The organism is Streptomyces sp. YS415, assembly GCF_023544665.1.
GTDB lineage: Bacteria > Actinomycetota > Actinomycetes > Streptomycetales > Streptomycetaceae > Streptomyces.
Genome location: NZ_JAMJFL010000020.1, coordinates 61499 through 81711, shown reverse-complemented (window position 1 = coordinate 81711; position 20213 = coordinate 61499). Strand labels below are relative to the sequence as shown.

Genomic DNA, 20213 nt, shown 5'->3' with positions numbered 1-20213 from the left:
CTAACCGGCTCATGGGGGCTTGCAGTGACTTCGGCGAGGTACGCGCGCGTGGCGCGCAGACGGATGCGGATCGTGGCCGCGGCAGCGGGGCTGACCGGCGTGCTGGTGCTGGGCGGGTGCAGCGACGACGACTCCTCGGACGACGCCTCGCCGAGCGCGAGTGCCACGCCGTCCGCCACGGAGGAAGCCGACACCGGTGGGGGTGGCGGGAGTACGGCTACGGCCTCCCCCGCTGGTGACCTGGAGGGCAGCTGGCTCGCCACGACCAAGGGCAAGGCGGTGGCGCTGGTCGTCACCGGCCGCAAGGCGGGGCTGTTCGCGACCGGCGGGACCGTGTGCAGCGGCACCGCGGGCGAGACGATCGAGCTGACCTGCACCGACGGCAGCACGGACCGCTCCGAGGGGACGGTCGAATCCGTCGGCGCGGACACGCTCAAGGTGACCTGGGACAGCGCCCTGGGCACCGAGACCTACCGCAAGGCCGACGGCGCCACCCTGCCCACGGGGCTGCCGGCGGCTCAGTAGCCCCGGAGCCCCGCGGTCCCCGGAGGTTCGGCAACGGGCGCACAGCCGTATGCGTGATGATCGGTGCACGCGATCCGTCACGTACGCCTCAGAGGACACCACATGCGCGCCACCGCCCTCCCCCTCGCCGCCCTCGCCGCGGCCCTTCTGCTTACCTCCTGCGGCGACAGCGAGGGCGGTGACGGCGGCGGGGACGCGAAGCAGGGCGAGACGTCCACGGCCGCCTGCGAGATCGGCGCCCTGGAGGTGCGGGTCGGTCCGGCCAACACCGCCCCGGCCGCCGGGGACACCGGCAACGTGCCCGTCACCCTCACCAACGACGGCACCGACTGCACCCTGGACGGACTGCCCTCCGTGACCCTGAGGGCGGGCGGCACCTCGGCCGAGGTGGCCCCCGACGCGGCCGCGACGAAGGAGAAGCGGACGCTCGCGAAGGGCGGCTCGGTGTCCGTCACCGTCACCTATGTGCGCGCGCAGGCGGGGAGCGGTCTCGCCGTCGAGACGGCCGACTTCGCACTGCCCGGCGCCGCCGCGACGCACGGTTTCCCCTGGTCGTACGGCGATGTGGCGCTCAAGGGCGAGCAGCCGGACGCCACGGTGAGCGGCTTCCAGCAGGGCGACTGAGCTCAGTCCAGCCGGCGCCTGGCCCGCACCTGGGCCTGGTCGGCGGCTTCGGCGCCCTCGGTCCAGCCCGCCGCGTCGGTGACGCCGCGCAGCCGGCTCGTGGTGGTCCGGGGGAACATCTGGTCGAGCCGGGCGGTGACCGCGACCTCCCGGGAGGCCAGGACCGGCAGCAGGTCGTCGCTCACCTGGGTCTCGGCGGCACGCGCGAGGCGGGTGCCGATGCGGTGGGCGTAGGCGGCGAGGAAGGACTGGCGGAAGGTCTTGGTCCGCTTGCGCCCGCCGGCGCGCTGGGCCGCCTCCGCCTTCGTCATCGCGGTCTGCGCCTGTACGAGGAGCGAGGTGTAGAGCAGCTCGACCACCTCCAGGTCGGCCTCGAACCCGACGACGGTGGAGAAGCCGACGGCCTCGTTCCACACCGCACGGCAGTGGTTGGCGTCGGCCACCGCGTCCAGCAGCACCGCCTTGGCCTGCTCGTACGGCGGCTCGACCCCGATCCGGCAGGCGCCGGGCGCATCCGGCGCGGGCGCCCGGGCGGCCAGCAGCGCCTCGTCGACGCTGTGCCGGGCCATCAGCTCCTGCGCCTTGGCGGTCAGCGCCTCCGCCTCCTCCGGGAACCCCGTCGCCTCCGCCTTGGCGAGCAGCGCGCGGATCCGGGTCAGCATGCGGGACTCGGGGCCCCGGGAGTGCCGCGGGTCGTCGAGGGGTTCCAGGGACGGCAGCCGCAGCAGCAGGCGGTACAGCTCCAGGACGGCGGTGGCGTGCGAGAAGCGGTCGCCCACGCGCGGGGGCGGCGCGTCCAGCTCGGCGAGCTGCGCCCGCCACCGCGGGCCGCGCGGCACGTCGTCCGGCGCCTGCGCGCGGATCAGGGCCACGAGCAGACGCAGATGTACGTCGTCCAGGTCGCGCCGCACGATGCGTACGACGTCGGCGGGCTGCCAGCCGCGCCGCCAGGCCGCCGCGACGAACTCCCGGCCCCGGCGCTCCAGTTCCGCGTCCGCGCCGGTGTCGGAGGCGAGCAGGGAGGCGCCGGTGTCCAGGGCGCTGTCGGAGTCGGTGTGGAGGGCGGCCTCGAAGGCGCGGTCCACGGTGCCGCGCCTGCCGTTCGCACTGTTCGTACTGCTCACCCGCCGATCGTCTCACCCCCCGAAGCCCGGGCGTCGTGGCGATCGGCGAGGGCCCGCGCAGGGTGATGCACACGGTGACCTGCCCGAAGCGGTCCCGGGCCGTTGTCAGACCCTCCTGCCACACTCCAGTCATGACCGACCGGTGGGCTCTCGCACCGGCCGAGGACGGTGGCGCGGAACTCGCCCCCCTCGGCCCGGACGGGCTGCCCGCGGGGCCGGTCGTGCGGGAGCCGGATCTCGCCGCGGCGGTGCGCGGCAGGCCGGAGGTCGCGCGCTGGGTCTGGCGTTCCACCGCCGAGGTCTACCCGCGCCTGCTCGCCACGGGGGTGCGAGTGGAGCGGTGCTACGACATCGAGGACGCCGAGACCCTCCTGCTCGGCCACGAGGGGCGGTACGGCGAGCCCCGTTCCGCGGCCGCGGCCCTGGCCCGGCTGCGCGGCGGGCCCGTACCGCCCGACCCGCCCCAGCGGTCCGCCGAGCCGGGCGCCCAGTCCTCGCTCTTCGAGCCGCAGGCCGTCCGTCTGCCGCTGGCCGACCTGCTGGAGGTCTACGCCGAGCAGCAGCGGCGGCACGACAAGGCCGCGCACCCGGAGCGGATGCGGCTGCTGACGGCCGCGGAGTCGGCGGGGATGCTGGTCGCCGCCGAGATGAACCGCGCCGGGCTGCCCTGGAGCGCCGACGTCCACCGCCGGGTGCTGCACGAACTGCTCGGCGAGCGGTACGCGGGCGGTGGCGAGCCCCGCCGCCTCGCCGAGCTGGCCGACGAGGTGTCCGCCGCCTTCGGGCGCCGGGTCCGGCCCGATCTGCCCGCCGATGTCGTCAAGGCCTTCGCGCAGGCCGGCATCAAGGTCCGGTCGACCCGGCGCTGGGAGATCGCGTCCCTCGACCATCCGGCCGTGGCGCCGCTGCTCGAGTACAAGAAGCTGTACCGGATCTGGGTGGCCCACGGCTGGTCCTGGCTCCAGGACTGGGTGCGCGAGGGGCGGTTCCGCCCGGAGTTCCTCGCGGGCGGCACGGTCACCGGACGGTGGGTGACCAACGGCGGGGGCGGGCTGCAGATCCCCAAGGTGATCCGGCGGGCGGTCGTCGCCGACCCCGGCTGGCGGCTCGTCGTCGCCGACGCCGACCAGATGGAGCCGCGCGTGCTGGCCGCCATCTCCCGCGACCCCGGGCTGATGGAGGTGGCGGGCCGGGAGAGCGACCTGTACCAGGCGGTCTCCGACCGGGCCTTCTCCGGCGACCGCGCCCAGGCCAAGCTCGCGGTGCTCGGCGCTGTCTACGGCCAGACCTCCGGCGACGGCCTGAAGAACCTCGCCGCACTCCGCCGCCGCTTCCCGCTCGCGGTCGCCTACGTCGACGACGCGGCGCGGGCCGGTGAGGAGGGGCGGCTGGTGCGCACCTGGCTGGGCCGCACCTGCCCGCCCGCGGCCGGAGCGGGCGAGGAGCCGGCGGAGGAGGCGGGCATCCCGGTCGGCGCCGACTCCGACGAGGCCGCCCAGTGGATGCCCGGGTACGCCTCCACCGATGCCCGCGCGCGGGGCCGCTTCGCCCGTAACTTCGTCGTCCAGGGCAGTGCCGCCGACTGGGCGCTGCTGCTGCTCGCCGCGTTGCGGCAGGCCTGCGCGGGCAAGGCGGCCGAGCTGGTGTTCTTCCAGCACGACGAGGTGATCGTGCACTGTCCCGAGGAGGAGGCGGAGGCGGTGGTGGCGGCGATCCGGGAGGCGGCCGAGCTGGCGGGGCGGCTGACGTTCGGGGAGACGCCGGTGCGGTTCCCGTTCACCGCGGCGGTGGTGGAGTGCTATGCGGACGCGAAGTGATCCGGCGGTAGTGCGTGCTGTGCGGACGCGAAGTGATCAGGCGTGGGCGGCGAGCAGCGAGGTGATCAGGCCGGGGCGGCGAGCAGCGAGGTGAGCTCGGCGAGCACCGTCTTCTCGTCGGTCCCGTCCAGCGCCTCGCGCGCCGCCGTCCATGCCGAGCGTGCCTCTTCGGGGCGGCCCGACTCGCGCAGGAGGAGTCCGTGCTGGTGGCGGGCGAGGCCGCCCATGTAGCGGTCGGCGCGGGCGTCGGCGCGGCGCAGCAGTTCGGCGCACTCCCGGCCGGCCCGCTCGGTGCGGCCCAGCAGCCGCAGGGAGCGGACCAGGCCGAGGCGGGCCTGAGACTCGCCGTGCCAGTCGCCCTGGCCGGCGAGGTCCCGCAGGGTGTCCTCGAAGTGCCGGGCGGCCGCGGCCGGTTCGCCGAGGGTGAGATGGGCGTAGCCGATGTTGCAGCGCGCGTACAGCTGAAGGAGGACGTTGCCGATGGTCTCGCCGATGGCCAGGGAGAGGCGGTGCTGCTCGATGGCGGCGCGGGCGTCGGTGTGCTCGTACAGATTGCCGAGGTGCTGGTGGGTCACGGCCTCGCCGTAGGGGTCGTTCAGCCGCCGCGAGTAGGCGAGGCTCTGGCGCAGCGCCCGCCCCGACTCCTCGTAGCGGCCGAGTCCTTCGAGCAGCAGCCCTCGGTTGTTGAGGGAGCGGCGGATCCAGGAGAGGAAGCCGAGCCGCCGCCAGATGGCCAGGGCCTGGTCGTTGAGGGCGAGGGCGTCGTTCTGCCGCCCGGTGAAGAAGTGCAGTCCGGCGAGGTCACCGAGCGCGTACGCCTCGGCTGCCTCGTCGCCGAGCCGTCGCGCCACGCGCAGCGCGGCCCGGCCGAGGGGCTCCATCTCGGCGACCCGGCCGCCGCGTTGGAGGTACGGGAAGATCAGGCGCAGCAGGGTGCAGAGGCGGGCGGCGATACGGGGTTCGGGCGCGTCGGCGTACCGCTCGGCAAGCGCTACGACGTTCTCCAGCTCGGTGTCGCCCCAGGCGAACGCCTCCTCGGGGCCGGCGAAAGGGCGGGTTCCGGTGACGTGGGAGGCGTGCTCGGGCGGCTGGCAGGAGGTGGGCCGGCGGCGGTCGTCCTGGTCGAGGCCGGGGTCGACGATCGCGGTGAGGGTGTGCTCGGCGAGGGCGGCGTACCAGTTCAGGGCGGTTTCGACGACGGCGGTGCCGCCTTCCGTGCCGGCCAGTTCGCGGGCGAAGTCGCGGACCAGGTCGTGGGGGACGTAGCGGCCGAGCGCCGTCTCCTCCAGCAGGGCCACGTCGACGAGCCGGTCGAGGGCGTCCTCGGCGCGCCGGGTGCCGATGTCGCTCAGGCGGGCCAGCAGGGGGGCGCCGTACTCGGGCAGGTCGAGGGCGCCGATGCGGCAGAGCACGAGGGCGGCGTCCCGGTCGGCCTCGCGATCGGAAGCGGCGAGCGCGTCGTGCGCGACGGCCAGGGAGCGGCGGACGCTGAGATCGTCGTACTCCAGGTGGTGCAACCGCCCCTCGGTGGCGGCGAGTTGACCGGCCAGCACCTCCGGGGTGAGAGCACGGCGGGCGGCGAGCCGGGCGGCGACCACGCGCAGGGCGAGCGGGAGGCGGCCGGTGAGTTCGACGAGGGGGTGGCCGGCGTCGATCCCGTCGTCGCGTCCGGACACCGCCCGCAGCAGCGCGGCGCTGTCCTCGGCGGACAGGGGCGTGAGCGGGAAGCGGCGGGCGCCGTCGAGGGCGGCGAGGGAGGAACGGCTGGTGATGATCACGGCGCAGCCGGGGCCCGCGGGGAGCAGGGGGCGTACCTGGGCGGCGTTCGCGGCGTCGTCCAGGACCAGGAGGGTGCGGGTGGGCGCGAGCAGCGAGCGCAGCAACGCGGCGGCCGCGTCGGGGTGTTCGGGGATGGAGCGGGGGTCGGCGCCGACGTCCCGCAGGAGCGCGGCCAGGGCCTGGGCGGAGGTGAGGGGGTGCATGCCCGGGGTGGCGCCGTGCAGATTGACGTAGAGCTGGCCGTCGGGGAAGCGGTCGGTCAGGGCGTGGGCGATGTGGAGGGCCAGGGCGCTCTTGCCGAGGCCGGCCATGCCGGTCAGGACGGTGACGGCGGGGCCGGGGCCGGCGAGGGTGCGGCGGAGGTCGTCGGCGAGGCAGGTCCGGCCGGTGAAGTGCGCGGGCGGCGGGGGGAGCTGGGCCGGGCGGACGGGGGGCTCGGAGGCCACGGTCCCGGCCACGGCTTCGGCGGGCCCGGCGTCGTCTGCGTCATCCGCTTCCCCCGCTTCACCCGCTTCATCGGCTTCATGGGCTTCATGGGCTTCATCGGCGGACCCGCGCAGCACCTCCAGGTGCGCCCCGCGGACGGCGGCACCCGGCTCCACGCCGAGCTCCTCCACGAGCCGGTGCCGCAGGTCGCGGTGGACGGCGAGGGCCTCCGCCCGGCGTCCGCTGCGGTGCAGCGCGAGCATCAGCTGGCGGTGGTAGGCCTCGCGCAGCGGATGTTCGGCGGCGAGGGCGGACAACTCCGGGAGCAGGGTGTCCGGCCGGCCGTCGGCTAGGGCCAACTCGGCGTCGTAGCGCCACTCCAGGAGCAGCAGCCGGGCCTCCCTCAGGCGCTCCACCAACGGGTAACCGACCAGGTCGGCGGGGAGTCCGCTCAGGGGGGTGCCGCGCCACAGGGCGAGCGCGGCGGTGCATTCGCACAGGGTGCGGCGCCAGTCCCGAGAGGCGTGGGCGGCGCGCGCGGTGGCGAGGTGCGCCTCGAAGACGTGGACGTCCAGCTCGCCGTCGTCGACGCGCAGCAGATACCCCGGGGACACGGCACGCAGTCGCGCCGGGTCGTCGAGGAGGCGGCGCAGCCGGGTGACGTGGTTGTGCAGGGAGGCGTGCGCGGAGGCGGGGGGCGCCCCGCCCCACAGCGCGTCCTTGAGCGCGTCGACGGAGACGGTACGGCCGGCTTCGAGCAGGAGGGCGGCCAGCAGGGCCCGTAGCTTGGGGCTGCCGACGGGGCGGACGACGGCGCCGTCGCCGCCGTGGTCGTAGAGGACCGGCGGCCCCAGCAGTCCGAACCGCAGCCCGCACCGCTTCACGCCGCCCACTGCCCTTCCGCGCTCCCGCGCGCCACGGCGTACCCCGGTCGTCGTGGCGGATTCCCGCCGGTCGACGGCGGTATTCCGCCACCCTGTCCCGACGGGCCACCCGCCGGGATCCGTTACCGTTCCGGCCGTCCGGCCCGATCGACCCGACGTCTTCACGCCAGTCGGCCGACAGCAGCACGGAGAACCTTTGGCCACATGTTAGCGATCCGTTGGTGGAGCCTGATGTGATCACTTCATCGGATCCGGCTCGACGGTGCGCGCGTACGACGCGTTGCTCGGGGGAGTGTTACCGCCGCGGCCGGTCCGGGGACGCACAGGGTCCCGGTCGTCGGAGGTGAGCGACCGGGACCCGCGTCCACCCCTCGCTTCGCGGAAGCTCCCGCCGCTTCCGCTTCTGGGCAACAAGAGACTCCGGCTCGGAATGATCCGATCCCCGAAAGACCAAGCTCCGACAGGTCACGAGGACAGGCTCTTGTACACGCGGTCCTGGCAGGCAAGGTCGACCGCGGTAACGCTCAGTCCCGTGAAGTCCCGTGCGGCCGCCCGCTCATCCTCCGGCAGACGCTTGGCGACTTCCTCCTTCGGAAGGGTGCCACCCGCGATGTCCAGTTTCCATACCCCGTTCCGCATCGCAAGGGTCGTCATCCCCACTTCCGTCCAGAAGAACTCCTGGACCCATCCCTGGCGCTTCAGCTCGCCGGCCAGCAGGGCGGTGTCCTTCGGGCTCGGATCGGTTTCAGTAGACGTTTGACCGGAAACCACGCACACACCGAACCCGCCGTCGTCTTCGGAGGCGCCGAACCTCGGTTCGGCGAACCCTCCGGCTCGCATACCGGCGGCGATGGCCGCGCGTACCTCGGAATGGCTCATCTCCGTCGCGGCGGTCGCTGCGGGGCTCGCGGTGGCGTCGCCGCCCGTCCGCGTCCGCGCGTCCTTGCCATCACTGGATCGTCCGGCTCGGTCCGTGTCCCCGTTCCCACAGCCAACGAGCAGCACAGCCGTCGTCAGAACCACGGCCACCGACATCCCCCGCACCGCTCCCCCAGCCTTCAACGAGAAAACCCAGCTCAGACGATGTCTGGGCTGGGTCTCAGAGAGAGCCGCCTTCGGGATTCGAACCCGAGACCTACGCATTACGAGTGCGTTGCTCTGGCCATCTGAGCTAAGGCGGCGCGCTGTCCGCACCATGGTGCGATCAGCAACGTCGGTAAGTCTACACAGTTTCCGGAGGTGCTCCGTACCGGCCCCGGCGGGGGTGGAACCGGGGCCGGTACGAAGGCTATGAGCAGCGCTTACGGTCCGTCGGAGGGGTCCCTCGAAGGAGGTACGCGTTGACCGTGCGGTCGATGCAGTCGCTGCCCCGGCCGTACGCGGTGTGGCCGTCGCCCTCGTAAGTGAGGAGGCGTGCCGAGGAGAGCTGGGCGGCCAGGGAGCGGGCCCAGCGGTACGGGGTCGCCGGGTCACGGGTGGTGCCGACCACGACGATCGGGGCGGCGCCCTTCGCCTCGATGCGGTGCGGCTCGCCCGTGGGAGCCACCGGCCAGTACGCGCAGCTCAGAGAGGCCCACGCCAGGCCCTCACCGAAGACGGGGGACGCCTTCTCGAAGGCCGGCAGGGCGTCCCGCACCTGCTCGGGGGTATCGAAGGCAGGCGGGAGGTCCAGGCAGTTCACGGCGGCGTTGGCGAACATCAGGTTGGAGTAGCGGCCCTGCGCGTCCCGCTCGTAGTAGCTGTCCGCGAGGAACAGCAGGCCCGCGCCGTCGTTCTCCTTCATCGCCGCGGTCAGCGCCTCGCGCAGCTGCGCCCAGGCCGCCTCGTCGTACATCGCCGCGATCACGCCGATCGTCGCCAGGGACTCGACGAGCTTGCGGCCGTCCGCGTCTCCCGTGGGGATCGGCCGGGCGTCGAGCTTGCCGAAGAACGCCTTGAGGTTCTTGCCGACCTCGCCGGCCTTCGCGCCGAGCGGGCAGTCCGGCTGCTGGACGCAGTCCCGCGCGAACGCCTGGAACGCCGTCTCGAAGCCCGCGGTCTGATCGAGGGTCAGCCGGCGGGCGGACAGCGAGGGATCCATCGCGCCGTCCAGGACCAGCCGGCCGGCGCGCTTGGGGAACAGTCCCGCGTACGTCGCCCCGAGGAAGGTGCCGTAGGACGCCCCCACGTAGTTCAGCCGCTCGTCCCCCAGCACCGCGCGCAGGATGTCCATGTCGCGGGCGGCCTCGACGGTGGACACATGGCGCAGCAGCTCCGGGGAGTCCTTCCCGCAGCCCTCCGCGAACTTCTTGTACGCGTCCACCAACTCCGTCTGCTCCCGGTCGTCGTCGGGCGTCAGATCGGTCCGGGTGTACGTGTCCATGTCGGCCCCGTCAAGGCACTCGACCGGCTCGCTGCGGGCGACGCCCCTGGGGTCGACCGCGACCATGTCGTAGCGGGCGCGGACCTCGGCCGGGTAGCCGATCCCGGCGTACGCCTGGAGGTAGCCGACCGCCGAGCCTCCCGGCCCGCCCGGGTTGACCAGCAGCGATCCGATCCGCTTGCCCGGTCCCGTGGCCTTCTTGCGGGCCACGGCCAGCCGGACGTCGTCCTCCCCCGGCTCGGAGTAGTCGAGCGGCGCCTTCAGCGTGGCGCACTCGAAGCCGGGGACCCCGCAGCCGCGCCACTTCAGCTTCTGGCCGTAGTACGGCGACAGCGCGTCCGGTGTCGCCTGCGGCAGCGCGGCCAGCGCGGCCTCCGCCGCCGGGCTCGCGGAGGTCGTCGATCCGCCCGTGGAGCAGGCGGAGACCACCAGGGCGGCGACGCCGATGAGGGCTCCCACCGCGCGGACTCCGTGGGGGCGGGGGCGGGCGTGCCGGTGGGACCGGGTACTCGGATCGGGTGTCGGGTGGGGGCGCCTGAGGTGCATCCAGCGAGCGTAACTCTGCGCAGCGGGATGAGAGCCCTCCGTGAGGATCGCAGCTCGTACGGGTTACGTGGTCAACCTTTCGTTGATCGTGAGGGGGCTGGCTGGTGGGCCCCGCTGTCAGCCCGCTCTCAGGGCCATCGTCATTGCCTCCACCGCCAGCAGCGGAGCCACATTGCGGTCCAGCGCGTCCCGGCACGCGGCGATGGCCTCGATGCGGCGCAGGGTGGACTCCGGGGAGCTGCCGCGGGCCAGCCGCTGCAGGGTGTCCTCGGCGTCGGCGTTGGCGATGGCCACGCGCGAGCCGAGCTGGAGGGCGAGGACATCGCGGTAGAAGGCGGTGAGGTCGGTCAGGGCGAGGTCGAGGCTGTCGCGCTGCGTGCGGGTGCGGCGGCGCTTCTGCTTGTCCTCCAGGTCCTTCATCACGCCCGCCGTACCGCGCGGGAGCCGGCCGCCCTGCGACGCGCCGAGGGCCGTCTTCAGCTCCTCGGTCTCCTTGTCGTCCATCTCCTCGGCGAGCTGCTTGGCGTCCTCGGCCGCCGCGTCGACGAGTTCCTGCGCGGCCTTGAGGCAGCCGCCGATGTCCTCGACGCGCAACGGCAGCTTGAGCACGGCGGCTCGGCGCTCGCGGGCGGCCGGGTCCGTGGCCAGCCGGCGCGCCCGGTCGACGTGGCCTTGCGTTGCACGGGCCGCGGCGGCGGCGACCGCGGGCTCGATGCCCTCCCGGCGTACGAGCATGTCCGCGACCGCTTCGACGGAGGGCGTCCGCAGGTTCAGGTGGCGGCAGCGGGAGCGGATCGTGGGCAGGACGTCCTCGATGGACGGGGCGCACAGCAGCCAGACCGTACGGGGGGCCGGCTCCTCCACCGCCTTGAGGACGGCGTTGGCCGACTTCTCGTTCAGCCGCTCGGCGTCCTCGACGAGGATGATCTGCCAGCGGCCGGTGGCGGGTGAGGTGAACGACTTGCGGACGGTGTCCCTCATGTCGTCGACGAGGATCTGGGAACCCACGGCGGCGACGGTGCTGACGTCGGCATGGGTGCCCACCAGTGCCGTATGGCAGCCGTCGCAGAAGCCGCAGCCCGGGGCCCCGCCGAGGGCGCGGTCGGGGCTGACGCACTGGAGCGCGGCGGCGAACGCCCGGGCCGTCCGGCTGCGGCCGGCGCCCGGCGGGCCGGTGAAGAGCCAGGCGTGCGTCATCTTCGACGCCTCGGGGGGCTGGGTGCCGGTGACGGCCGCGGTGACCAGGGCGTCGGCGTTCCGGGCAGCGGCAATGAGCTGCTCGCTCACCTTCTCCTGCCCGACGAGGTCATCCCACACGGTCATGCCACACGCCCCCTCTCCGTCCACCTGCAGCGGTACGGCATCCATTGTGCGGGTCGCCACTGACAACGAGGTCCGGCCGCCGCCGCGCCGACAGCGACCGGCAGCTCAACACCGCTCAGCGCCGTCCCCGGCCCCGCCCGCGCTCGTCGCCGTCGTGCTCGTCCTCCCGCGGGCCCAGCAGTTCGTCCGCCAGGGACGGCAGGTCGTCCAGCGGCGTCTCCTCCGCCCAGTCCGACCGGGGCCGCCGACGCCGCCGACCCGACTGCGCCCCGCCCCCCTCAGAACCGCCCTGCGTCCGACCGCCCTGCGCATCGCCCCGCGCCTGACCCTCGGCATCGACCTGCGGCAGCTCCCGCGTACGGTCGTCCGCCCCATCGGGCCGGACTCCGTCGGGCCGTGCCCCGTCAGGCCGTGCCCCGTCAGGCCGTGCCTCGTCCCGGAAGAACCCCGGCGGAACCCGGTCCGCCGGATCCGCGTCCCGCACGGGCGGCAGCACGGCGGTCTCATCAGCGGCCCCCGGAGCCACCTTCGGCAGCACGGCGGTCTCGTCAGCGGCCCGCGCCGGAGCCGCCGCCGCGTCGTCCGCGTCCCGCACCGGACGCAGCACCGCCGTCTCGTCGGAAGCCCCCGAGGGCTCCGCCGGCCGCGGCACCTCCGCAGTGGCCTCGGAATCAGCCACCCCGGAACCAGTCACCCCGGAGTCACGCCCCCCGGAAGCCCCCGCCCCCGAATCCGAACCCGACTCCGAACCCGCCGCCCCCACGCGCGGCAGCACCGCCGTGTCCTCCGCAGGCCCCCCGGAGGCATTCGTAGGCGCCACCACCGGCGTAGGAACCGTCGCCGCGTCCTGAACAGCCGCAGGAGTCGCAGGAGACGCCGGAGTCCCCGAAGTCCCCGGAGTCCCCCGCTTCGGCCCCGCCTCGGCCGCCGCGGCCGCCGCCTCGGCCAGTCGCCGCGCCTCCTCGGCCCTCAGCAGCGCCTCTTCCGCCTTGCGCTGCTTCTCCAGCCGCCGCGCCTCGGCCTCGGCGCGCAGCCGGGCCTCTTCCTCGGCCTGCCTGCGGCGGCGCTCCTCCTCCGCCCTGCGGCGGGCCTCCTCCTCGGCGCGGGCCTTCTCCTCGGCGAGCAGCCGCTGCCGCTCCTCCTCGGCACGGCGAGCCGCCTCCTCGGCGCGCTGCCGGGCCTCCTCCGCCTGCCGTTCGGCCTCGCGGCGCTGCGCCTCCTCCAGCTCGCGGCGCTTGCGCTCTTCCTCCTCGGCGCGCAGCCGGGCGAGCTGCTCCTGGCGCTCGCGCTCCTGCCGTTCCTCCTCGGCCTTGCGGGCGGCCTCCTCCTCGGCCTTCCGGCGGGCCTCCTCCTCGGCCCTGCGCCGCGCCTCCTCCTGCTCCCGGATCTCCTGCTCGGACAGCGGCAGCGCCTGGTCGAGCCGGTGCCGGATGACGGTCGTGACGGCCTCCGGTTCCTGGCCCGCGTCGACCACGAGGTAGCGCCCGGGGTCGGAGGCGGCCAGCGTCAGGAAACCGGACCGCACGCGCGCGTGGAACTCCGCGGGCTCCGACTCCAGCCGGTCCGGCGCCTCGGTGAAGCGCTCGCGCGCGGTCGCCGGGTCGACGTCCAGCAGCACGGTCAGGTGCGGCACCAGGCCGTTGGTGGCCCAGCGGTTGATACGGGCGATCTCGGTGGGCGAGAGGTCCCGGCCCGCTCCCTGGTACGCCACCGACGAGTCGATGTACCGGTCGGAGATGACCACGGCGCCCCGCTCCAGGGCGGGGCGGACCACCGTGTCGACGTGCTCCGCGCGGTCCGCGGCGTACAGCAGCGCCTCCGCGCGGTGCGAGAGCCCGGCGCTGGAGACGTCCAGCAGGATCGAGCGCAGCCGCTTGCCCACCGGCGTGGCGCCCGGCTCGCGCGTGACGACGACTTCGTGGCCCTTGCCGCGGATCCACTCGGCGAGCGCCTCGGCCTGGGTGGACTTGCCGGCGCCGTCGCCGCCCTCCAGGGCGAGGAAGAACCCGGACGCGGTGGGCGCCTGCTCGGGGTCGTCGCCGCCTCGCAGCGCGTCGCGCAGATCGTGCCGCAGTGGCACACCGGACCGGTCGTCCACCTTGGCCAGGACCAGCGCGGCCACCGGCAGCAGCAGCGCGCCGACCAGCATCAGCGTGAACGCGGCACCCCCGTGCGCGAACACGAACCGGCCGCTCTCCAGCCGGTGCGGGCCGATCGCCGCGGCGACCAGGGGCGCGACGACCGCACCGAGTGCCACGAACACCCGTACGACCGCGTGCAGGTGCTCGGTCGTGCGCGGGCGGCGGAACTCCTCGGTCTCCTGGTCCAGCAGGGTGTGACCGGTGTTGGCGGCCACGCCCGCGGCGGCGCCCGCGAGGGCGACGACCAGCAGGACGGTGGTGACGTCCGGGACGAGTCCCGCGGCGAGCAGCGCCACGCCGGTGAGCGCGATGGCCAGCGCCAGCAGGCGGCGCCGCGAGAGCGAGACCAGCGCCTTGGGCGCCGTACGGATGCCGACGACGACTCCGCCGGTCAGCGCGAGCACCAGCAGGCCGTACAGCACCGGGCCGCCGCCCAGGTCCTTGGCGTGCAGCACCGACACGGCGACGGCGGCGGCCACCGCGCCCGCGACGGACGCGCAGGCCGGCACCAGCAGCGGGATCGCACCGGTACGGCCCTTGTCGACGCCGGTGCCGGTCTTGGGCCGGCGCAGTCCCTCCAGCGGGGACCGCGCGCGTGGGGTGCGCGTGTCCGGTAGTTCCAGGAACGTCAGCACGGACAGGGACGCGGCGAACAGGCCGGCCGCGACATACGAGGGCAGCGCCGCCTGGTGCTCGCCGAACCAGTCGATCCCGGTGCCCAGCAAGTTGTTGAACAGGGCCGCGGTGACCAGCGCGGCGGCCGCGAGCGGCACCGCGAGGAAGCCCGTGCGCAGGGACAGCCGGCGCAGCGCGTCCATGTGGTCCGGCAGAGGGCGTACCGTCGCGCCCTCCGGGGGCGGCGGGGGCAGCAGGGCGGGCGCCGCGCTCTCCCGGCACACGGCCCAGAACCGCTCGGCGACTCCGGTCACGAAGACGGTCACCAGGATGAGGGCCAGGGCGTTGTCCGGCGTCCAGTCGATCCACAGGGGCGCGACGATGAGCATCGCGGCCCGCACACCGTCCGCGCCGATCATGGTCCAGCGGCGGTCGAGCGGGCCTTCCTGGGAGGTCAGCGAGGTGAGCGGGCCGAGCAGTACGGCGCCGAAGAGGAGGGTCGCGAGGATCCGCGCCCCGAAGACGGTCGCCACTGCGAACGCCACGCCCCGGTATCCCCCGCCGAACGACCCCTCCGAAATGGCCGCTTGAAGCGCGAGGAGGACCAGCACCAGAAGGGCGAGGACATCGCCGACGCTGCCCACCAGTTGTGCGCTCCACAACCGCTTGAGCTGCGGTCGGCGCAGCAGGGCGCGGACGGCGCGTTCGCGCGAGTCCGCCGTCAGGGCGTCGTCGGGGGCCGTCGGATGGGCCGTTGGCTGCTCGGCACGCGTCATGCATTCAGCCTATCGGCAGCCACCGACGACCCGGGGCGGCCGTCCGAACGTACGCCCGCCCCGACACCAAAGAGTGATGCCGGGGCGTTCGTTTCGCGAAGCTGCGCGGTGAGGGGGCCAGCCGGACGGGGGTCCAGCCGGGCCCGGCTCAGTCCTCCGCGGCCGGCTTGGCGGCCGTCGCCTTCTTCGCTGCCGTCTTCTTCGCGGTCGTGGTCTTCTTCGCCGCGGTCTTCTTGGCGGCCGTCGCCTTCTTGGCCGGAGCCTTCTTGGCGGCGGTCTTCTTCGTCGTCGCCTTCTTCGCCGTCTTCTTGGCGGGCGCCTTGGCGCGCTTCTCGGCGAGCAGCTCGAAGCCGCGCTCGGGAGTGATCTCCTCGACGCTGTCGCCGGAGCGCAGGGTCGCGTTGGTCTCCCCGTCGGTGACGTACGGACCGAAGCGGCCGTCCTTCACCACGACCGGCTTCTCGCTGACCGGGTCGACGCCCAGCTCCTTCAGCGGCGGCTTGGCGGCGGCCCGGCCACGCTGCTTGGGCTGGGAGTAGATCTCCAGCGCCTCTTCCAGGGTGATCGTGAAGAGCTGCTCCTCGGACTGGAGCGAACGCGAGTCCGTGCCCTTCTTCAGGTACGGCCCGTAGCGGCCGTTCTGCGCGGTGATCTCCTGGCCCTCGGCGTCGGTGCCGACCACGCGCGGGAGCGACATCAGCTTCAGGGCGTCGTCGAGCGTCACCGTGTCCAGCGCCATCGACTTGAACAGCGAGGCCGTCCGCGGCTTCACGGCGTTCTTGCCGGTCTTGGGCGTGCCTTCGGGGAGGATCTCGGTGACGTACGGGCCGTAGCGGCCGTCCTTGGCGACGATCTGGTGACCGGTCGCCGGGTCGGTGCCCAGCTCGAAGTCGCCGCTCGGCTTGGCGAGCAGTTCCTCGGCCAGCTCCACGGACAGCTCGTCGGGCGCCAGGTCCTCGGGGATGTCCGCGCGCTGGTGGTTCTCCGAGTCCTTCTCGCCGCGCTCGATGTACGGGCCGTAGCGGCCGACCCGCAGCACGATGTCGTTGCCCACCGGGAACGAGGAGACCTCCCGCGCGTCGATCGCGCCCAGGTCGGTCACCAGCTCCTTGAGGCCGCCGAGGTGGTCCCCGTCGCCATTGCCTGCCTCGGCGGCGCCGCCGACGGCCGCGGCTTCGCCCTCACCGAAGTAGAACCGCTTCAGCCACGGCACGGACTGCGCCTCACCGCGGGCGATGCGGTCGAGGTCGTCCTCCATGCGGGCGGTGAAGTCGTAGTCGACGAGCCGCCCGAAGTGCTTCTCCAGCAGGTTGACCACGGCGAAGGACAGGAAGGACGGCACGAGGGCCGTGCCCTTCTTGAAGACGTAGCCGCGGTCGAGGATCGTGCCGATGATCGAGGCGTACGTCGACGGGCGGCCGATCTCGCGCTCTTCGAGCTCCTTGACCAGGCTGGCCTCGGTGTAGCGGGCCGGGGGCTTGGTGGCGTGCCCGTCGACCGTGATCTCCTCGGCGCTGAGCGCGTCGCCCTCGCTGACCTGGGGCAGCCGGCGCTCGCGGTCGTCCAGCTCGGCGTTCGGGTCGTCGGCGCCCTCGACGTAGGCCTTGAGGAAGCCGTGAAAGGTGATCGTCTTGCCGGAGGCGCTGAACTCGACGTCCCGGCCGTCGGCGGCGGTGCCGGCGATCTTGACGGTCACGCTGTTGCCGGTCGCGTCCTTCATCTGGGAGGCGACGGTCCGCTTCCAGATCAGCTCGTACAGCCTGAACTGGTCGCCGGTCAGCCCGGTCTCGGCGGGCGTGCGGAAACGATCACCCGAGGGGCGGATCGCCTCGTGCGCCTCCTGCGCGTTCTTGACCTTCCCGGCGTAGGTGCGCGGGGCGGCCGGCAGGTAGTCGGCGCCGTACAACTGCGTGACCTGCGCACGGGCCGCGGCGACAGCGGTCTCGCTGAGCGTCGTGGAGTCCGTACGCATGTACGTGATGTAGCCGTTCTCGTACAGCTTCTGGGCGACCTGCATGGTCGCCTTCGCGCCGAAGCCGAGCTTCCGCGACGCCTCCTGCTGGAGCGTCGTCGTACGGAAGGGGGCGTACGGCGAGCGGCGGTACGGCTTGGACTCGACCGAGCGGACCGCGAACCGCGTCTGCTCCAGGGCGGCGGCCAGGGCGCGGGCGTTGGCCTCGTCGAGGTGCAGGGTGTTCGCGCTCTTGATCTGTCCCAGGGAGTCGAAGTCACGGCCCTGCGCGACCCGCCTGCCGTCGACGGTCTGGAGTCGGGCGACCAGCGACGACGGGTCCGACGAGTCACCGGCGCGGCCGGTCGCGAAGGTGCCCGTCAGGTCCCAGTACTCAGCGGAACGAAACGCGATGCGCTCGCGTTCCCGCTCCACCACGAGCCGGGTGGCGACCGACTGGACACGGCCCGCCGACAGCCGCGGCATGACCTTCTTCCACAGGACCGGCGAGACCTCGTAGCCGTAGAGGCGGTCGAGGATGCGGCGGGTCTCCTGGGCGTCGACCAGCTTCTGGTTCAGCTGCCGCGGGTTGGCCACGGCGGCCTGGATCGCGGCCTTGGTGATCTCGTGGAAGACCATCCGCTTGACCGGGACCTTGGGCTTGAGCACCTCCTGGAGGTGCCAGGCGATGGCCTCGCCCTCGCGGTCCTCATCGGTGGCGAGGTAGAGCTCGTCCGAATCCTTCAGCAGGTCCTTGAGCTTCTTGACCTGTGCCTTCTTATCGGCGTTGACCACATAGATCGGCGCGAAGTCATGTTCTACGTCCACACCGAGGCGGCGGACCTCACCGGTGTACTTCTCGGGCACCTCCGCGGCGCCGTTGGGGAGGTCGCGGATGTGCCCGACGCTCGCCTCGACAACGTATCCGGGGCCGAGATAGCCCTTGATCGTCTTCGCCTTGGCAGGCGACTCGACGATGACGAGTCGGCGGCCGCCCTTCGCGGTCTCGCTGGTCGGGGACAACTTCGCTCTTCTCTCCGGTCGACGCTGGGTGATCTCCCCAGGCCTTGCTCTCCCGGGGTCGGGTACTGGTGACGCTGCGGAGTGTGACGGTACATCCCGCCCCCGTGTCAAACGGGAAAAGCCCGCAACGGCCACTCGAACGGTAACCCGACTACCGCCATTCCTGCCGCCCGGAGTGCCCACCGGCCTTTTCGAGCGTTTCCGGAGGAGTGCCTCCCTATTACCGGAGTCCCAGCTCGGGCCCGGTTCCAACAGCGGTTCTCACAGGCGGCTGAAGCACCACGCGGCGAGGGCGAGCGCGAGCACCGCGGCACAGCTCGCGAGGGTCGCGGATGCGACGGGGTTCACACCGTGGGCGACCGGCTCCCCCTGCCGCGCCCGGGCCGCCGTCCACACCAGGAGCCCGGCTCCGAACAGGGCGAACACCAGGCCCGCGAAGATCGCCGGTCCGCTTTCCATGGCCCCCGCCCCTCTTCTCCACCCGCGCATGCAACCCGTGCCTGCAGCCTGTGCACGCAGCCCGTGTACGCAACCTGGCACGCATCGGCACCGCGAGGCTGACACGCGAGGGCGGCGGCCAGGCGAACCCGAGGTGAACGCCCGGCCGACGCGGCTGCGGGCCGAAAGGCCCCACGGAACCCGCCGGGGCCGGTGGGGTCTGTGGGGCCTGTGGGGGCGGCGGAATCCAGCGAAGATGTCGGCCGAATTCGCGCCCCCTTGAGCATGCCTACGCCGGATCCAGGAACCCCTGCTCCACCAGCAGCCGGATCTGCGCGGGCGTACGGTCGCGCAGCTGCACCGGGTCCTCGCCGACCAGCTGGGCGATGGCGTCCAGGATGCGGCCCGCACTGAGCGTGCCGTCGCACACGCCCGCGAAACCGGCGCCGACCGTGTCCACCTTGGTGGCCCGGCGCATCCCGCGGTTCTGGCGCAGCACGACATGCTCGGGGTCCTCGGCGCCGGGCAGCCCGACCTGCTCCTGGACGATCTCCGCGGCGAGCCGGAAGTGCCCCTCGAGCAGAGCGGCGTCGTCGTGCGCCCGCAGATAGTCGAGGCGGTCGAAATGCGCCCGTACCGTCTCGCCGAGGGGCTGCTCGACGGGGTGCGGCCACTCCTCGACGCTGACCGAGGGCACGGCGGCGCCCGTTTTGCGCAGCGTGATCCAGCCGAAGCCCACGGCCTTCACCTTGCGCGCCTCGAACTCGTCCAGCCAGGCGTCATAGCGCGCCTGGTACTCGGCGGGGTCGCCGCGGTGGTCGCCGGCATCCCGCAGCCACAGCTCGGCGTACTGCGTGACGTCCTGTACCTCGCGCTGGACGATCCACGCGTCGCAACCGCGCGGCACCCATGACCTCAGCCTGTCCTGCCAGTCCTCCCCCGCGACGTGCTGCCAGTTGGCGAGGAACTGCGCGAACCCGCCCTCGTTCAGCCGTTCCCCCGCCCCTTGAACGAGCGAGCGGCACAGATCGTCCCCGCCCATCCCGCCGTCCCGGTACGTCAGCCGCGCGCCCGGCGAGATCACGAACGGCGGGTTCGAGACGATCAGGTCGTACCTCTCGTCGTCCCGGAGCGGCTCGAAGAGCGAGCCCGCGCGCAGATCCGCGGCCGGCGCGCCGGACAGGGCGAGGGTCAGCGCGGTGCTGTGCAGGGCGCGCGGGTTGAGGTCGGTCGCCGTCACGCGCGTGGCGTGCTGGGCGGCGTGCAGCGCCTGGATCCCGGAGCCGGTGCCGAGGTCGAGGGCGGAGGAGACGGGCGTGCGGACGGTGATGCCCGCGAGGGTCGTGGAGGCGCCGCCAACGCCGAGGACGACGCCTTCCTCGGTGCTGCCGATGCCCCCGGCGCCGCCGACGGCGCATCCGAGGTCCGAGACGATGAACCAGTCCTCGTCCGCGGGGCCGCCGTACGGCCGTACGTCCACGGTCGCGGCCACCTCGTCACCGCCGGCCCGCACCAGCCAGCGGGTCTCCAGGCACGCGTCGACGGGCAGCACGTCCGCCACGCGCGCGTGCGGGACGGGCTGCTGCAGAAGGAACAGCCGTACGAGCGTCTCCAGCGGCGTGTCCCCGCGGGTCGCCCGGAGCGCGGGAACGGTCTCGCTGCGGGCGAGCGCCGCGTACGCGGGCGCACCGAGCAGTTCGAGCAGCCCGTCGGCAGTGAAGGAGGCCCCGAGCAGGGCCTCCCGCAGCCGGGCGGCGACATCGGCACGGTCGGAAGCGGGCAGAGCGGGCAGAGCGGGCAGCCTGGAGGTACTCACGCCCCCATTGTGACCCGCACTACCCGCTCTCGCGGCTGCTCGG

Annotated in this window: 12 protein-coding genes and 1 tRNA gene; 3 read left to right on the top strand and 10 right to left on the bottom strand. The window is 73.4% G+C overall.

The genetic code is table 11. The features are described from left to right. The first annotated feature begins 63 nt into the window (after window positions 1–63). Together M8H82_RS24245 and M8H82_RS24240 are read left to right on the top strand one after the other, a co-directional pair. A complete protein-coding gene (locus M8H82_RS24245; protein ID WP_250077165.1) occupies window positions 64–525 on the top strand; it encodes a hypothetical protein in 462 nt (153 codons plus the stop codon). 102 nt (window positions 526–627) lie between these two features. Next, window positions 628–1149: a DUF4232 domain-containing protein gene (locus M8H82_RS24240; protein ID WP_250077070.1), complete on the top strand. Its 522-nt coding sequence runs from the start codon at window positions 628–630 to the stop codon at window positions 1147–1149. A gap of 2 nt (window positions 1150–1151) precedes the next feature. Here the strand turns inward: M8H82_RS24240 and M8H82_RS24235 are convergent, their stop codons facing one another. Beyond that, window positions 1152–2273: a DUF2786 domain-containing protein gene (locus tag M8H82_RS24235; protein WP_250077068.1), complete on the bottom strand. Its 1122-nt coding sequence runs from the start codon at window positions 2271–2273 to the stop codon at window positions 1152–1154. Between the two features lie 131 nt (window positions 2274–2404). Between M8H82_RS24235 and M8H82_RS24230 the strand changes: the two genes are divergently transcribed. Next, window positions 2405–4090, top strand: coding sequence for a bifunctional 3'-5' exonuclease/DNA polymerase (locus tag M8H82_RS24230; RefSeq protein WP_250077066.1), 1686 nt, complete (start codon window positions 2405–2407; stop codon window positions 4088–4090). A gap of 65 nt (window positions 4091–4155) precedes the next feature. Here the strand turns inward: M8H82_RS24230 and M8H82_RS24225 are convergent, their stop codons facing one another. From M8H82_RS24225 to M8H82_RS24185, 9 genes are all read right to left on the bottom strand, one after another. Beyond that, window positions 4156–7188, bottom strand: a complete 3033-nt coding sequence (locus M8H82_RS24225) for a BTAD domain-containing putative transcriptional regulator (protein WP_250077065.1) — start codon at window positions 7186–7188, stop codon at window positions 4156–4158. A 456-nt stretch (window positions 7189–7644) separates the two neighbouring features. Beyond that, entirely contained in the window at window positions 7645–8208 is a 564-nt protein-coding gene (locus M8H82_RS24220) for a hypothetical protein (protein WP_250077064.1), read from the bottom strand. A gap of 78 nt (window positions 8209–8286) precedes the next feature. Then, window positions 8287–8360, bottom strand: a tRNA-Thr gene (locus tag M8H82_RS24215). Window positions 8361–8467: 107 nt separating this feature from the next. Further along, entirely contained in the window at window positions 8468–10087 is a 1620-nt protein-coding gene (locus M8H82_RS24210; protein ID WP_250077063.1) for an alpha/beta hydrolase, read from the bottom strand. Between the two features lie 117 nt (window positions 10088–10204). Further along, window positions 10205–11410 (bottom strand): DNA polymerase III subunit delta', encoded by a 1206-nt coding sequence (locus M8H82_RS24205; RefSeq protein ID WP_250077062.1) that lies wholly within the window; start codon window positions 11408–11410, stop codon window positions 10205–10207. A gap of 115 nt (window positions 11411–11525) precedes the next feature. Continuing rightward, on the bottom strand, window positions 11526–14942 hold the full coding sequence (gene tmk, locus M8H82_RS24200; protein WP_250077061.1) for a dTMP kinase: 3417 nt from the start codon (window positions 14940–14942) through the stop codon (window positions 11526–11528). A gap of 148 nt (window positions 14943–15090) precedes the next feature. Next, on the bottom strand, window positions 15091–17916 hold the full coding sequence (gene topA / locus M8H82_RS24195) for a type I DNA topoisomerase (RefSeq protein ID WP_250077060.1): 2826 nt from the start codon (window positions 17914–17916) through the stop codon (window positions 15091–15093). A gap of 261 nt (window positions 17917–18177) precedes the next feature. Continuing rightward, complete coding sequence (locus tag M8H82_RS24190) at window positions 18178–18375, bottom strand: hypothetical protein (protein WP_250077059.1); 198 nt, start codon at window positions 18373–18375, stop codon at window positions 18178–18180. 268 nt (window positions 18376–18643) lie between these two features. Continuing rightward, window positions 18644–20170 (bottom strand): class I SAM-dependent methyltransferase, encoded by a 1527-nt coding sequence (locus tag M8H82_RS24185; RefSeq protein WP_250077058.1) that lies wholly within the window; start codon window positions 20168–20170, stop codon window positions 18644–18646. Window positions 20171–20213 lie beyond the last annotated feature (43 nt).

Coding starts and splice junctions, on each gene's coding strand:
- M8H82_RS24205 (WP_250077062.1), bottom strand. CDS start 11,410: ATGACCGTGTGGGATGACCTCGTCGGGCAGGAGAAGGTGAGCGAGCAG.
- M8H82_RS24190 (WP_250077059.1), bottom strand. CDS start 18,375: ATGGAAAGCGGACCGGCGATCTTCGCGGGCCTGGTGTTCGCCCTGTTC.
- M8H82_RS24240 (WP_250077070.1), top strand. CDS start 628: ATGCGCGCCACCGCCCTCCCCCTCGCCGCCCTCGCCGCGGCCCTTCTG.
- M8H82_RS24230 (WP_250077066.1), top strand. CDS start 2,405: ATGACCGACCGGTGGGCTCTCGCACCGGCCGAGGACGGTGGCGCGGAA.
- M8H82_RS24245 (WP_250077165.1), top strand. CDS start 64: ATGCGGATCGTGGCCGCGGCAGCGGGGCTGACCGGCGTGCTGGTGCTG.
- tmk (WP_250077061.1), bottom strand. CDS start 14,942: ATGACGCGTGCCGAGCAGCCAACGGCCCATCCGACGGCCCCCGACGAC.
- M8H82_RS24210 (WP_250077063.1), bottom strand. CDS start 10,087: ATGCACCTCAGGCGCCCCCACCCGACACCCGATCCGAGTACCCGGTCC.